General features: G+C 70.8%; 13 protein-coding genes and 2 pseudogenes. 3 read left to right on the top strand and 12 right to left on the bottom strand.

Annotation, left to right across the window (positions count from 1 at the left end):
- Window positions 1-161 (bottom strand): annotated as a pseudogene (locus tag A5678_RS27340) (fructose-bisphosphate aldolase); the annotation flags it as partial.
- Between the two features lie 27 nt (window positions 162-188).
- On the opposite strand from A5678_RS27340, the gene A5678_RS23060 reads away from it, so the two are divergent.
- A complete protein-coding gene (locus A5678_RS23060) occupies window positions 189-1,595 on the top strand; it encodes an ethanolamine ammonia-lyase subunit EutB (protein ID WP_068047416.1) in 1,407 nt (468 codons plus the stop codon).
- Window positions 1,595-2,305 (top strand): annotated as a pseudogene (gene eutC / locus A5678_RS23055) (ethanolamine ammonia-lyase subunit EutC); the annotation flags it as partial. The gene A5678_RS23060 and the pseudogene eutC, both read left to right, overlap by 1 nt.
- Here eutC and A5678_RS23050 read toward each other — a convergent pair.
- From A5678_RS23050 to A5678_RS23015, 8 genes are read right to left on the bottom strand one after another with little or no spacing between them, the layout of a single operon-like run.
- Window positions 2,289-3,479, bottom strand: coding sequence for a VWA domain-containing protein (locus A5678_RS23050; RefSeq protein ID WP_068047413.1), 1,191 nt, complete (start codon window positions 3,477-3,479; stop codon window positions 2,289-2,291). The pseudogene eutC and the gene A5678_RS23050 overlap by 17 nt on opposite strands.
- A 6-nt stretch (window positions 3,480-3,485) precedes the next feature.
- Window positions 3,486-4,130, bottom strand: coding sequence for an SRPBCC family protein (locus tag A5678_RS23045; RefSeq protein WP_068047411.1), 645 nt, complete (start codon window positions 4,128-4,130; stop codon window positions 3,486-3,488).
- Between the two features lie 13 nt (window positions 4,131-4,143).
- On the bottom strand, window positions 4,144-5,022 hold the full coding sequence (locus tag A5678_RS23040; RefSeq protein ID WP_068047408.1) for a MoxR family ATPase: 879 nt from the start codon (window positions 5,020-5,022) through the stop codon (window positions 4,144-4,146).
- The gene (locus tag A5678_RS23035; protein ID WP_068047405.1) at window positions 5,019-5,891 is read right to left on the bottom strand and encodes an XdhC family protein; all 873 of its coding nucleotides are present in this window, start codon (window positions 5,889-5,891) and stop codon (window positions 5,019-5,021) included. The genes A5678_RS23040 and A5678_RS23035 overlap by 4 nt, the downstream gene beginning before the upstream one ends.
- 58 nt (window positions 5,892-5,949) lie before the next feature.
- Window positions 5,950-8,349 (bottom strand): aerobic carbon-monoxide dehydrogenase large subunit, encoded by a 2,400-nt coding sequence (locus A5678_RS23030; RefSeq protein ID WP_068047403.1) that lies wholly within the window; start codon window positions 8,347-8,349, stop codon window positions 5,950-5,952.
- Window positions 8,346-8,822, bottom strand: a complete 477-nt coding sequence (locus A5678_RS23025; protein ID WP_068047401.1) for a (2Fe-2S)-binding protein — start codon at window positions 8,820-8,822, stop codon at window positions 8,346-8,348. The genes A5678_RS23030 and A5678_RS23025 overlap by 4 nt, the downstream gene beginning before the upstream one ends.
- Before the next feature lies 1 nt (window position 8,823).
- On the bottom strand, window positions 8,824-9,705 hold the full coding sequence (locus A5678_RS23020; RefSeq protein WP_068047399.1) for a xanthine dehydrogenase family protein subunit M: 882 nt from the start codon (window positions 9,703-9,705) through the stop codon (window positions 8,824-8,826).
- 43 nt (window positions 9,706-9,748) lie between these two features.
- Window positions 9,749-10,909 carry an XdhC family protein gene (locus tag A5678_RS23015; protein ID WP_197502234.1) on the bottom strand — a complete coding sequence of 387 codons (1,161 nt, stop codon included), beginning with the start codon at window positions 10,907-10,909 and terminating at the stop codon, window positions 9,749-9,751.
- Between the two features lie 22 nt (window positions 10,910-10,931).
- Between A5678_RS23015 and A5678_RS23010 the strand changes: the two genes are divergently transcribed.
- Window positions 10,932-11,897 carry a LysR family transcriptional regulator gene (locus tag A5678_RS23010; RefSeq protein WP_068047395.1) on the top strand — a complete coding sequence of 322 codons (966 nt, stop codon included), beginning with the start codon at window positions 10,932-10,934 and terminating at the stop codon, window positions 11,895-11,897.
- 217 nt (window positions 11,898-12,114) lie between these two features.
- Here A5678_RS23010 and A5678_RS23005 read toward each other — a convergent pair whose 3' ends face one another.
- The 3 genes from A5678_RS23005 to A5678_RS22995 form a co-directional block, all read right to left on the bottom strand.
- Window positions 12,115-12,759 (bottom strand): RNA methyltransferase, encoded by a 645-nt coding sequence (locus tag A5678_RS23005; protein ID WP_068047419.1) that lies wholly within the window; start codon window positions 12,757-12,759, stop codon window positions 12,115-12,117.
- Window positions 12,756-13,664 (bottom strand): hypothetical protein, encoded by a 909-nt coding sequence (locus tag A5678_RS23000; RefSeq protein ID WP_068047391.1) that lies wholly within the window; start codon window positions 13,662-13,664, stop codon window positions 12,756-12,758. The genes A5678_RS23005 and A5678_RS23000 overlap by 4 nt, the downstream gene beginning before the upstream one ends.
- Before the next feature lies 1 nt (window position 13,665).
- Window positions 13,666-14,002, bottom strand: a 337-nt coding sequence (locus A5678_RS22995) for a phosphoribosyltransferase family protein (protein WP_255396938.1), incomplete at its 5' end; no start/stop codon positions are given.

Raw genomic sequence — 14,002 nt, 5'->3', positions numbered from 1 at the left:
TGCCACCAGTAGTGCCAGGTGCCGAACCAGGAGTCCCGCCGCGTCGGCGGCCAGGCCACCACGCCCAGCTGGGTCCCGGGCAGCCCCCACAGCCGTTTCAGGTGTCGTTGCGCGACAGCGGCTTCGGAGCTGGCCGCCCGGTTCGCCCATAGCTGATCCATACCGCCGATCCTGCCTCATACTGAAATATGCGCTACCGGCAAACCATTTCGGGGACCACGCACACCTTCTCCGGCCTGGTCGACGTGATGGCGAAGGCGACACCGGTGCGCTCCGGCGACCAGCTCGCGGGCTGCGCCGCCGAATCCGACGCCGAACGGGCGGCGGCCGCGTGGGTGCTGGCCGACATACCGTTGGCCACCTTCCTCACCGATGTGCTGGTGCCGTACGAGACCGACGAGGTCACCCGGCTCATCATCGACGGCCACGACGACGAGGCGTTCGGCCCGATCGCTGACCTGACCGTGGGCGGCTTCCGCGACTGGCTGCTGGACGCGGCGTCCCGCGACGACGGCGCGGCGCGGATCGCCGCGGTCTCCCCCGGGCTGACGCCGGAAATGGTTGCCGCGGTGTCGAAGATCATGCGCAACCAGGACCTGATCTTGGTGGCCGCCGCGGCGACGGCCACCGCGGCCTTCCGGACCACGATCGGGCTGCCGGGCACGCTCGCGACCCGCCTGCAGCCCAACCACCCCACCGACGACCCCCGCGGGATCGCGGCGGCGCTGCTCGACGGCCTGCTGATGGGCTGCGGTGACGCGGTGATCGGCATCAACCCGGCGACCGACTCGCCGCACGCGGCGTCGGAGCTGCTGCACCTGCTCGACGACATCCGCCAGCGGTTCGCGATCCCCGTCCAATCCTGCGTGCTGTGCCACGTCACCACCACGATGGAACTGATCGAGCGCGGCGCGCCCGTCGACCTGGTTTTCCAGTCGATCGCCGGCACCGAGGGCGCCAACGCCTCGTTCGGCACCTCTATTCCAATGCTGCTGGAGGCGAACGAAGCCGCCCGGTCGCTGAACCGCGGGACCGTCGGTGACAACGTCATGTACCTGGAGACGGGGCAGGGCGCGGCGCTGTCGGCCGGGGCCCACCTCGGCGTGGGGAACAGGCCGGTCGATCAACAGACGCTGGAGGCGCGGGCCTACGCGGTGGCCCGGGCGCTGCAGCCGCTGCTGATCGACACCGTCGTCGGTTTCATCGGGCCCGAGTACCTCTACGACGGCAAGCAGATCATCCGCGCCGGGCTCGAAGACAACTTCTGCGGGAAGCTGCTCGGCCTGCCGATGGGCGTCGACGTCTGCTACACCAACCACGCCGAGGCCGACCAGGACGACATGGACACGCTGCTGACCCTGCTGGGCGTGGCGGGCACCGCGTTCGTCATCACGGTTCCCGGCGCCGACGACATCATGCTCGGCTATCAGAGCCTGTCGTTTCACGACGCGCTGTATGTGCGAAAAGCGTTGGGGCTGCGGCCCGCACCCGAATTCGAAGCCTGGTTGGCCGGCCTGGGCATGGTCGACGCCGACGGCCGGATCCTGCCCGTCGATCCCGCGACGTCGCCGCTGCGGGCGCTGGCAGCCGGCTGATGAACGACATCTGGGCGCCGCTGCGCGCCGCCACACAGGCGCGCATCGGCCTCGGTCGTGCGGGGGACTCGCTGCCGACCCGGCGCGTCCTGGAATTCCAGGCCGCCCACGCCGCGGCGCGCGACGCCGTCCACGACCCGCTCGACGTCGACGGCCTCACCGAGCGGCTGCGCCACGTCGGCATCGAGGCGCCGCTGCGGGTGTGCAGCCGGGCGAGCTCGCGCGGCGAATACCTGCGCCGGCCCGACCTCGGCCGCAGCCCGGCCGACTTGTCGGGACTGCCAAAAAACAAGGCGGACATCGGGTTTGTCCTCGCCGACGGCCTCTCGCCGCGCGCGCTGACCGATCACGCGGCGGGCATGGTCGACGCGCTGGTCCGCGAATTCGACGGCCGCTACCGGATCGCGCCGCCGGTGATCGCGACCCAGGCGCGCGTCGCGCTCGGCGACCACATCGGTCAAGCCCTGGGCGTCACAACGGTTCTCGTGCTCATCGGGGAGCGCCCGGGCCTGTCGGTCGCCGACAGCCTGGGCATCTACCTGACCCATCGGCCGAAGCCGGGGCTCACCGACGCCGACCGCAACTGCATCTCCAACATCCATCCGCCCGACGGCCTCGACTACCCGACGGCCGCGGCGGTCGCCGCCGCGCTGGTGGCCGGGGCCCGCGAACTCGGCCGCTCGGGGGTCGCCCTCAAAGACACAACGCGAGCAGCAATTGGCGCAGCCCCGCCAACGAGTGCGCCGGAAGAAATAGATCGCAGTACGGCAGGGCCGCGGCCATCGAGCCGGCCAGCGGCCGGAAATCACCCTGCGCCGCACGCGGATTGAGCCAGACCACTAACTCCGCGCGGCGCCGCACCCGGGCCATCGCGTGCGCGAGCACGTCGGGGGGATCGCTGTCCCAGCCGTCCGAGGCGATGATCACCACGGCGCCGCGCAGCGCGTTGCCGTGCGGCGGAGCCAGCAGCCCGTTCACGCTGCGCCCGATGAACGTGCCGCCGTACCGGTCGGCGACCTTGGCGTTGGCCCGCTGCAGCGCCACCTCCGCGGATCGGTGCGCGAGCACCGAAGTGAGCCGGGTGAGCGACGTCGAGAAGGCGAAAACCTCGGGGCGGGTTCCGGCCTGGCGCGACACCGCCCGCATCAGATGCAGGTACACGGTGGCGTACGGCTGCATCGAGCGGCTCACGTCGCAGGCCAGGACGACCCGCCGGGGCCGGCGCCGCGGCCGGGTTCGCGCCAGGACCATCGCTTCCCAGCCGCTCCTGCGCGACGCGTTCATGGTCGCCCGCAGGTCGATCCGCTTGCCGGCGGGGCTGCGCTCGAATCGCCGGCTGCGCCGCCGCGGCCAGCGCGCGACGGTCGCCTCCAGCCAGCCGCCGAGCAGGCGGAGGTCTTGCGCGTCGAAGCGGTCGAACGGTTCGTCGGCCAGCGCGGCGATCCGGCTCGGCAGCACGTCCGGCAGCAGGAGGCTCGGGGGCGCGGTGCCGTCCGGGGCGGCCAGCGTTCGCGTCGCCCACGGCAGGCTCTGGGCGGAAGCGGATGCATCGCCGGCGGGGCGCACGGTGCCGGCCGCGGGTGTCTTGGGGCCCGGCAGCGTCGGGGGTATAGCCTGGTGGCCGGTACCGTCGGGTTCGGCGGCGCCGAAGACGGCCGCGAAGACCGCGTCGAAGGCTCCGAGGTCCTCCATCCGGTTGACCAGCGTCAGCCTGGCCGCCCAGTACAGCGCGGTTGTGTTGTCGGGCACCAGCTTTCGCAGCGCCCGCACGAAGCTCGCCGGGCCGCTGGCGGAGACGTGGACGCCGGCGGCGCGTAGTCGCGCAACCAGTGCCGCCGCGAACGCCGCCAGGTCGACGCCCCGCAACAGCACCGGCGTGCCCACGGGGCGCTAACGCCTCCGGCCGAGCAGCCAGCCCAGCACCAGCCCGGCGAGCACGGCCAGCAGCAGCGGGGCGTATTTCTTGAGCTGGTCGCCCCCGGCGAGCTCGAGCAGGTCGATCGGCTCGGGCTCGGCGGTGGGGGCGGCGTGCCGCGGCTCCGGGATGCGCCCGACCTGCGGGGGCCCCTCCGGGGTGGCCGGGGCCGATAATTCGGGGGCCAGCTTGGCTTCGAGCGACTCGACGAACTGGCCCAGCAGCTTCTCCGACACCTGCTGCAGCATGCCGCTGCCGAACTGGGCCAGTTTGCCGACGATCTTCAGGTCGGTGTCGACGGTGACGTTGGTCTTATCGCCGTCCGCCTGCAGCTGGGCAGTGACCGTCGCGGCCGCGTTGCCGGTGCCGCGCGTCTCCTTGCCCTTGGCGTCGATCACGGCGCGGTACTGGCCGCGGTCCTGCTCGACGAAACGCACCTTGCCGCTGAACTCGCTGGTGACCGGCCCCACCTTGACCTTCACCTTTCCGGAGTAGTCGTCACCCTCGTGGCCGGTGAGCTGCGCGCCCGGCATCAGCGGGATCACCTGCTCCAGGTCGCACAGCACGTCCCAGGCCTGGTAGATGGGCGCGCTGACGGTGAACTGGTTGGCGATCTTCATCCGGGGGGTCCTCTCAGGTGCGGCTGTATTCGATAAACGCTTCGCGAATCAGCGTACGGTCGTCGGGGGTCTTGGCCAGCGCGCCCAGGCTGGCCAGCGCGGCGGGGTCCACCAGGTCGGCGACGCCGAGCGACACCAGGGCGGCGACCCAGTCGATCGTTTCGGCCACACCCGGCGGCTTGTCCAGGTCGAGATCCCTTGCCGCGCCGACGAACTGGGTGACGTGCTCGATCAGCGGGGCCGCGGCGCCCGGGACCGTGCGCCGCACGATCGCGGCGGCCCGCGACGCCTCCGGGTAGTCGATCCAGTGGTACAGGCAGCGGCGGCGCAGCGCGTCGTGCAGGTCGCGACTCCGGTTGGAGGTGAGCACCGCGATGGGCGGGCGCTCGGCGACGAAGGTGCCCAGCTCGGGCACGGTGACGGCGGCTTCGCCGAGGAACTCCAGCAGCAGCGCCTCGAATTCGTCGTCGGCCCGGTCGATCTCGTCGATCAGCAGCACAGGTGGGGTCGGCCCGCGGTGCCGCACGCAGCGCAGGATCGGCCGGTCGACCAGGTAGGCCTCGGTGTACAGGTCGGCCTCGGCGATCTGCGTATGCTGGGCTTCGGCCAGCCGGATGGAGAGCAGCTGACGTTGGTAGTTCCAGTCGTAGAGCGCCTCACCGGCGGTCAGGCCCTCATAGCATTGCAACCGGACCAACGGGGTATTCAGCACGTCCGCAAGGGTTTTCGCGGCCGTGGTCTTGCCGACGCCCGGCTCGCCCTCCAGCAGCAGGGGGCGCCCCAGCGTGACCGCCAGATAGATCGCGGACGCGGTCCCGATGTCCAGCAGGTAGTCCCGCGCGTCGAACCGGGCGATCACGTCGTCGACGTCGCTGAACACCGCAGGCGTCATGCGCCGGCTTTTTCCGCGAACGCCGTGCGGCAGCCCGGGCCGCAGAACCAGTAGTCGGTGCCGGCCAGCCGCAGGTGCTCGGCGGGCGGGCCGATCGGCACGGTCATGCCGCAGACCGGGTCGACCGCCTCGGCGGGGGCACGCTCGGACGCGAGGGGGCGGCCCAGTCCCCCGCGCACGGCCGCGATCAGTTCGGCGCCGATCGACACGGCGATCTCCGCGGGGGTCTTTGCGCCGATGCGCAATCCGACCGGGGTGTGAATGCGGGCCCGCTCGGTGTCGGAGAGTTCGAGCGTGTCCAGGATCGAGGCACCGCGCACCCTGCTGGCGACCAGGCCGATGTAACCGACGCCGGCGTCCAGTGCGGCTCGGATGATTTCGGCTTCCGGCCCGCCGTGGCTGGCGATCACTATGGCGGTGGCGTCAGCGAGATCGCCGGCGCCTCGCCCGGTTTCGTAGCCGAGCACCGCGCACACCTGGGCCAGGGCGTCGGCGATCGGCATCTCGCCGTAGATCCGGATCATCGGCGGCGGCAGCTGCGGCGTCAGGAATATCTCCAGCGACCCGCCGGACAGGCACGGGTTGACGACGACGCAGGCCCCGGGCGCCTCGGGAAAATGGACGTCGCCGTCGGGAAGCACGCGCAGCAGCACGCTTTCGCCCGCTTGCAGCGCGCCCAGCGCGGCCTTGCGGACCGAGTTCTGCGCGCACTGGCCGCCGACGAAGCCCTCGATGGTGCCGTCCGCCAACAGGATCGCCTCGTCACCCGGGTACGCGGAGGCGGGCGGTTGGGCGCGCACCACCGTCGCGCGCACGAACGGCGTGCGCGCGGCCATTAGTTGCTGAGCCCGTTCGCTGATGGCGGTCATCGGCTCGATTGCTCCCTCCTCCTCATCGCTCGTTTCTCGCTCTGCATCGTCGCGTCGCTTAGATCGGCGGCCTCGCTCTGCCCTGCATGGCCTCCCACACCCGCGACGGGGTCAGCGGCATGTCGGCGTGGCGAACCCCGAACGGCGCCAACGCATCCACCACCGCGTTCACCACGGCGGGCGGCGAGCCCACGGTGGCCGATTCGCCGATCCCCTTCGCCCCGATCGGGTGATGCGGCGAGGGCGTCACGGTGTGCCCCGTCTCCAGGTGCGGCACCTCGACCGCGGTCGGGATCAGGTAGTCCATCAGCGATCCGCCGAGGCAGTTGCCGTCGGCGTCGAACGCGATCATCTCCATCAACGCCATGCCGATGCCGTCGACGATCCCGCCGTGCACCTGGCCCTCGATGATCATCGGGTTGATCCGGGTGCCGCAGTCGTCGACGGCCAGGAAGCGCCGCACCTTGACCACCGCGGTACCCGGGTCCACGTCCACCACACAGAAATACGCGCCGTAGGGGTAGGTGAGATTCGACGGGTTGTAGCAGACCTCGGCGTCCAGGCCGCCCTCGATTCCCTCGGGCAGGTCGCCGGCCCCGTGCGCACGCATCGCGATGTCCTGGATCGTCACCGACGCCGACGGGTCGCCCTTGACGTGGAACGAGCCCTTCTCCCATTCCAGGTCGGCGACCGACACCTCGAGCATCCCCGACGCGATGATCTTCGCCTTGTCGCGCACCTTGCGGGCCACCAGCGCCGCGGCCGCGCCCGACACCGGCGTCGATCGGCTGCCGTAAGTGCCCAGCCCGAACGGCGTCTGATCGGTGTCGCCATGCACCACGTCGATGTCGTCGGGCGGGATGCCCAGCTCCTCGGCGACGATCTGCGCGAAGGTGGTCTCGTGTCCCTGGCCCTGGCTCTGAACCGACAGGCGCACAACGGCTTTGCCGGTGGGGTGGACGCGCAGCTCACAGCCGTCGGCCATGCCGAGCCCGAGGATGTCCATGTCCTTGCGCGGGCCCGCGCCGACGGCCTCGGTGAAGAAGGCCATGCCGATGCCCATCAGCTCGCCGCGCGCCCGGCGCTCCTTTTGCTCGGCGCGTAGCGCCTCGTAGCCGATCATGTCCATGGCCTTGCGCATGGTGGCCTCGTAGTCACCCGAGTCGTACACCCAGCCGGTCTTGGTCGTGTACGGAAACTGATCGGGCCGCAACAGGTTTCGCAGTCGCAGCTCTGCCGGGTCCATCTTGAGCTCGAAGGCCAGGCAGTCCACCAGCCGCTCGACGAAGTACACCGCCTCGGTGATCCGGAACGAGCACGCGTAGGCCACCCCGCCGGGCGCCTTGTTGGTGTAGACGGCGGTCATGTGGCAGTAGGCGGCCTCGAGGTCGTAGCTGCCGGTGAACACGCCGAAGAACCCGGCTGGGTACTTCGTCGGTGCCGCCTGGCCGTTGAACGCGCCGTGGTCGGCCAGCACGTTGGACCGCAGCGCCAGGATCTTGCCGTCCTTGGTGGCGGCGATCTCGCCGACCATGATGTAGTCGCGCGCGAAGCTGGTGGAGGTCAGGTTCTCGCTGCGGTCCTCCATCCATTTCACCGGCTTGCCCAGCAGCAGCGAGCCGACGATCGCGCACACGTAGCCGGGGTAGATCGGCACCTTGTTGCCGAAGCCACCGCCGATGTCGGGCGAGATCACCCGGATCTTGTGTTCGGGCAGGCCGGCGACCAACGCGTACAGCGTGCGGTGGGCGTGCGGCGCCTGCGAGGTGGTCCACAGCGTCAGCTTTCCGGTCACCGGGTCCAAATCGGCTACGGCGCCGCAGGTTTCCATCGGCGCCGGGTGCACCCGGGGGTACACGATCTCCTGCTTGACGACGACGTCGGCGTGCGCGAACGCCGCCTCGGTGGCCGCGGCGTCACCGGTTTCCCAGTCGAAGATGTGGTTGTCTTTCTTGTTCTCGAGATCCGTGCGGATCACTGGCGCCGACGGATCCAGCGCCCGTCGGACATCGACGACGGGATCCAGGGGGTCGTAGTCGACGTCGATCAGCTCGAGCGCGTCGCGCGCCGAATACCGGTCCTCGGCAACGACGAACGCCACCTCCTGCCCCTGGAACCGCACCTTGTCGGTGGCCAGCACCGCCTGCACGTCGTTGGACAGCGTCGGCATCCAGGCCAGGCCCTTCTCGGCCAGGTCCGCGCCCGTGACGACCGCCTTGACCTTCGGGTGCGCCAGCGCCGCGGTCACGTCGATGCTCGCGATGCGGGCGTGCGCGTACGGCGAGCGCAGGATGGCCAGGTGCAGCATGCCGGGCAGCGCCACGTCGTCGACGTAGGTGCCGCGGCCGCGGATGAAGCGGGGGTCCTCCTTGCGCAGCATCCGGCCGTGTCCGCAAGGCTTTTGGTCGTTGTCGGCGGTGTCTTCGGGTGAAGGAGGGCGAGACTCGATGGTGGTCATGACGTGGCCTCCGCGGAGCTGTGCTGTGCGGCCCACTGGATGGACCGCACGATCGTGGTGTATCCGGTACACCGGCAGATCTGCCCGGAGATCGCCTCGCGGATGGTCTGCTCGTCGGGATCGGGATCGCGGTCGAGCAGGGCGCGGGCGGTGATCATCATTCCCGGTGTGCAGAAGCCGCATTGCAGCCCGTGACAGCGCATGAACCCTTCCTGCACGGGGTCGAGCCGGCCGTTCACCGCGAGCCCTTCGACGGTCCGGACGCTGTGCCCGGAGGCCATCACGGCCAGCATGGTGCAGGACTTCACCGGCACCCCGTCGACGTCGACGACGCACGTGCCGCAGTTGCTGGTGTCGCAACCCCAGTGGGTTCCGGTGAGCCGCAGCTGATCCCGCAGGAAGTGCACGAGCAGCGTCCGGGGTTCGACCTCGGCGGTCACCTGCTCGCCGTTGACCGTCATGTTCACCTGCATGCTAGTTACCCCTTTGGTCGCGCACCCGTTGCGCAGAGGTGCGCAGCGTGCGGATGGTCAGTTCGGAGGCCAGGTGCCGCTTGTATTCGGCGCTGCCGCGGACATCGGTGGCCGGGTCACACGCCTGCGCGGCACGCCGGCCCGCGTCGGCGAAGACACTCTCGCTGGCCGGTTGGCCGACCAGCGCGGCCGACAGCTCGGCCAGGCCGCCGGGATCGGAGTTCACCGCCGTCAGGTCGACGCGCGCGGCCGCGATCTCATCGCCGTCCAGGGTCAGCGCCGCCCCCGCGGCCGCGACCGCCCAGTCGCCCACCCGGCGCTCCACCTTGGCGTAAGCGCTGGAGCTGTCGTGCCGCATCGGGATCCGGATCTCGATCAGGATCTCGTTGGGGGCCAACGTGGTCTCGTACGGGCCGGCCAGGAAGTCATCGATCCCGATCTCGCGTTCACCGGACGGGCCCCGGGCGAGGCACACCGCGTCCAGCACCGTGCATACCGTCGACAGGTCCTCGGCCGGATCCGCCTGGCACAGCGAGCCGCCGAGGGTGCCGCGGTTGCGCACCACCGGGTCGGCGATCACGCGCTCGGCGTCCCGGAAGATCGGGCAGACGGCGGCCAGGGTGTCGGACTCCAAAATCTCCCGGTGCCGGGTCATCGCGCCGATGCGCACCAGCGTCGGATCGGTGATCACGTATCCGAGCTCGAGCGCGAGGTCGTTGATGTCGACGAGGTACTCGGGGTTGGCGATGCGCAGCTTCATCATCGGCAGCAGGCTGTGGCCGCCAGCGACGACGCGCGCCCCCTCCCCCAACCGATCCAGCAATCCGATGGCGTGGTCGACGCTGGTCGCACGTTCGTATTCGAAGGGTCCGGGTACTTGCATGCGCCACAGTGTCAGCCCCCCTGACAGGGGCGTCAATAGCGAGTTAAGTAATCCCTGAACTCGCCGTGAAGTCGTCGTCTACCTGCGCGTCGTGGTGGATCCGGCCGACGATATGGGCCAGGGGCCGGCCCCCACCGCCCCAGCGCTTGGCGATGATGTCGGCGGCGATCGACACCGCGGTCTCCTCGGGGGTGCGCGCGCCGAGGTCCAGACCGATCGGGCTGTACAGCCGGCTGAGCTCGGCGTCGGTCAGCCCGGCGGCCTTGAGCCGGTGCATCCGGTCGTCGTGGGTGCGGCGCGACCCCATCGCCCCGACGTAGCCGACCTCGGGTAGGCGCAGCGCCACCTCGAGCACCGGCACGTCGAACTTGGGGTCGTGGGTCAGCACGCAGATCACCGTGTCGCGGTCGATGGCGCCCGCCTCGGCCTGGGCGGCGAGATAGCGGTGGGGCCAGTCGACTACGACGTCGTCGGCCGTGGGGAACCGCGCCCGGGTGGCGAACACGGGGCGGGCGTCGCACACGGTGACGCGGTAGCCGAGGAACGAGCCCTGCCGCGCGAGCGCCGCGGCGAAATCGATCGCCCCGAACACCAGCATCCGCGGCGGCGGCGCGTAGCTGGACACGAAGACCTCCATGCCGTCGCCCAGCCGCTGCCCGTCGGGCCCGTACTTGAGCACCTCGCTGCGGCCGAGCGCGAGCAGGCCGCGCGCATCGTCGGCGACGGCGGCGTCGGCGCGCGCCGAACCGAGCGACCCCGCCATCCCGTCGGGCCGGATCACGACCCGCCGGCCGATCCAGCCCGGGTCGGGGTGGGCGATGACGGTGGCGGTCGCCACCGCGCGACGCTCGGCGATGTCGTCGGCCACCGCGCTCAGGTCGGGAAACGACGCGCGGGAGATCGGCTCGACGAACACGTCGATGACGCCGCCGCACGTCAGGCCGACGGCGAACGCGTCGTCGTCGCTGACGCCGTAGCGTTCCAGCCGCGGGGCGCCCGTCTTCACCGCCTCGGTGGCGAGGTCATAGACCGACCCTTCCACGCAGCCGCCCGACACGGACCCGGTGACCGAGCCGTCCGGCGCGACGATCATCGCGGCCCCCGGCGGGCGCGGCGCGGACCGGAAGGTGCGCACCACCGTGCCGAGCCCCGCGGTGTCGCCGGCGCGCCAGATCGACATCAGCTGGGCAAGCACGTCACGCACCCTTTTAAATTAGGCTGACTCCATGACCCCGGCTCAACTTCGGGCCTTTTCGGCGGTTGTTCGCCTCGGCTCGGTGCGGGCGGCGGCCGCAGAGCTGGGTGTTTCCGACGCCGGCGTCTCGATGCTCGTGACGGCGCTACGCAAGGAGCTCGACGACCCGCTGTTCACCCGGACCGGCGCCGGGTTGGCGTTCACGCCCGGCGGGCTGCGGCTGGCCAGCCGCGCGGTCGAAATCCTGGGTCTGCAACAGCAAACCGCCATCGAGGTCACCGAGGCCGCCCACGGGCGCCGGTTGCTGCGCATCGCCGCGTCCACCGCGTTCGCCGAACACGCCGCGCCCGGGCTGATCGAGCTCTTCTCGTCGCGCGCCGACGACCTGTCGGTCGAGTTGAGCGTGCATCCCACGAGCCGGTTTCGCGACCTGATCTGCTCGCGCGCGGTGGACATCGCGATCGGCCCGGCCAGCGAAAGTTCGATCGGCGCGGACGATGCGCTGTTCGTCCGGCCCTTTCTGAAGTATCAGATCATCACCGTCGCCGCGCCCAAAAGCCCCCTGGCGCTTGGCGTTCCGATCCCCGCGTTGCTGCGTCAGCAGCAATGGATGCTGGGCCCGTCGGCGGGCGGCGTGGACGGCGAGATCGCAACCATGTTGCGCGACTTGGTAATTCCGGAATCCCAGCAGCGAATCTTCCAGAGCGACGCGGCCGCCCTCGAGGAGGTGCAGCGGGTCGGCGGGGTCACATTGACCATCGGATTCGCTGTCGCCAAGGACCTTGCCGCCGGGCGGCTGACGCACGTGCACGGTCCGGGCCTGGACCGGTCGGGCGAGTGGTGCGTGGCGACGTTGGCGCCGTCGGCCCGTCAGCCCGCCGTCTCCGAGTTGGTCCGGTTCATCACCACCCCGCGCTGCACGCAGGCGATGATCCGCGGGTCCGGCGTGGGCGTCACCCGGTTCCGCCCGAAGGTGCACGTGACGCTGTGGAGCTGAACGGATTTGGGCCCAGCTGTCACAGCAGCACCAGTCTCCGGACTGCGTGTGCTCGTGGATTTCGATATCGCGGGCGATATCAGATTGCAGGACGAGTGGCCAACGCTCAACGCGTGTGAATCGTTGGCTTTGAGTGTGCGCCCACGGCGGCGACACGCCGAGAATTCCCGCCCTCAGCGCACGCTCGACGCGGAACGCGGAAACAGACGGCCGTCAGCTACCAGGCCTGGGTCAGGTCCCCGTGCTGCCGGATCCAGGCGTGCATCGCGATCCCGGCGGCCACGCCGGCGTTGATGCTGCGGGTCGAGCCGAACTGGGCGATGGACACAGTGGTCGCCGCGCCCGCCCGGATGTCATCGGTGATGCCCGGACCCTCCTGGCCGAACACCAGCAGGCACTCCCGCGGCAGCGTGGCCTCCTCGAGCCGGGCCGCCCCCGGCACGTTGTCCACCGCGACCACTGTCAGCCCGGCACCGACAGCGAAGTCGAGCAGCTCGGCGGTGCTGTCGTGGTGGCGCAGCCGCTGATAGCGGTCGGTGACCATGGCACCGCGGCGATTCCAGCGCCGCCGGCCCACGATGTGCACGGTGTGCACCGCGAAGGAATTGGCGGTGCGCACCACCGAGCCGATGTTGGCGTCGTAGCCGAAGTTCTCGATCGCCACATGCAACGGGTGCCGCCGCCGATCGATGTCGGCGATGATCGCCTCCCGCGTCCAGTACCGGTACGCGTCGACGACGTTGCGAGTGTCGCCCTCGCGCAACAGAACCGGGTCATACCGCGGGTCGTCGGGCAGCTCGCCCGGCCACGGCCCCACCCCGGCGGCGGGTGCGGCCCACTCGGTCGGTCCCGGATCGGTCATCGCGGCGTCCACACCCCGGCGTGGGTGCCGTCGACGGCGACCGTGGCGTAGAGCAGCGCCTCGTTGATCTCGCCCTGGGTGCACAGCGACGCGCTGACGTGCACCGCGTCCAGCGAGGAGTCGGGCAGGATCAGCACCGACGACCCGTAGGCCGCGCACGCCGGGTTCAGTCCGGCGCCGGGCAGGGTCGGCGATGCGAGCAGCATCAGCGGGCCACCGCGTTTGGCGGAGTCGTCGCGGTACCGGGCCGCGAGCCCGTCGGCCTCCAGACCCAGCAGCATGTAGCCGTTCCCGTTGAACGCCGCGGGATCGCCGAGCTGCGCCTTGGTCACCGGGGCGCCGTCGGCGCGCCAGGCCGACAGGCTGACGGTCTTGACCGCCAGGCCGGTGTCGTTGGCGTTGGTGGGCATCAGCCCCACCGGGAACGCGGCCGGGTAGGCCGCCGAGGTGTTGGGGATCCGGTCGCGCGGCGAGTAGCTGTACACGCCGCGGACCTGGCTGCGATCCTTCAGCGGCCCAAGGCAAACCGTCCCGGCGAGCCGGTCGCCCGAAGCCGACAGCGGCGAGCGGACATCGGGCGCCTTGCCCGTCGGCCGGTCGCAGCTGCCCAGCGCGTTGGACTCCATCGGGTGCGACAGCGCGCCGTAGAGCCCGAACCGGATGTCCTCGGGTTTGGCGTGCGGCGCGTGCGGGTCGGCCGCGGACGCGTCGACGTCGATCAGCACGTAGTCGCCCTCCCAGCGCAGGTTCGCCACCGTCATGTTCCAGCCCAGCAGGGAAAGCGATTCCCCGAGCCGCGCGCCCTGGGCGCCGTAGGGGCGAACCGGAGGGCTGGCGCCCGAGCAGCCCGTCAGAAGGGCCAGGGCGCAGGCCGCTACCGCGAGGAGGGGCGCACGGCGATGCAACCTAGCCCAGCCCCAGATCGGCAAGGCCCAGCACGCTGCGGTACGGCAGGCCTTCGGCCTCGATGGCCTCGGCGGCGCCGGTGGACCGGTCCACGACCGTGGCTACGCCGACGACCTCCCCGCCCGCCTCTTGGACGGCGCGCACGGCCGTCAGCGCCGACGCGCCCGTGGTGCTGGTGTCCTCGACGACCAGCACCCGCTTACCGGACACCTCGGATCCCTCGATAAGGCGTTGCAGCCCATGCGTTTTCGCGGACTTTCGCACCACGAACGCGTCGATCGGACGGCCCGGCGCGTGCATGATGGCCGTGGCCACCGGGTCGGCGCCCAGGGTCAGC

This window comes from Mycobacterium sp. E2733, assembly GCF_001667585.1.
Lineage (GTDB): Bacteria > Actinomycetota > Actinomycetes > Mycobacteriales > Mycobacteriaceae > Mycobacterium.
Note: the sequence above shows the minus strand (reverse complement) of the source record. Positions and strands in the feature narration are given on the sequence as shown.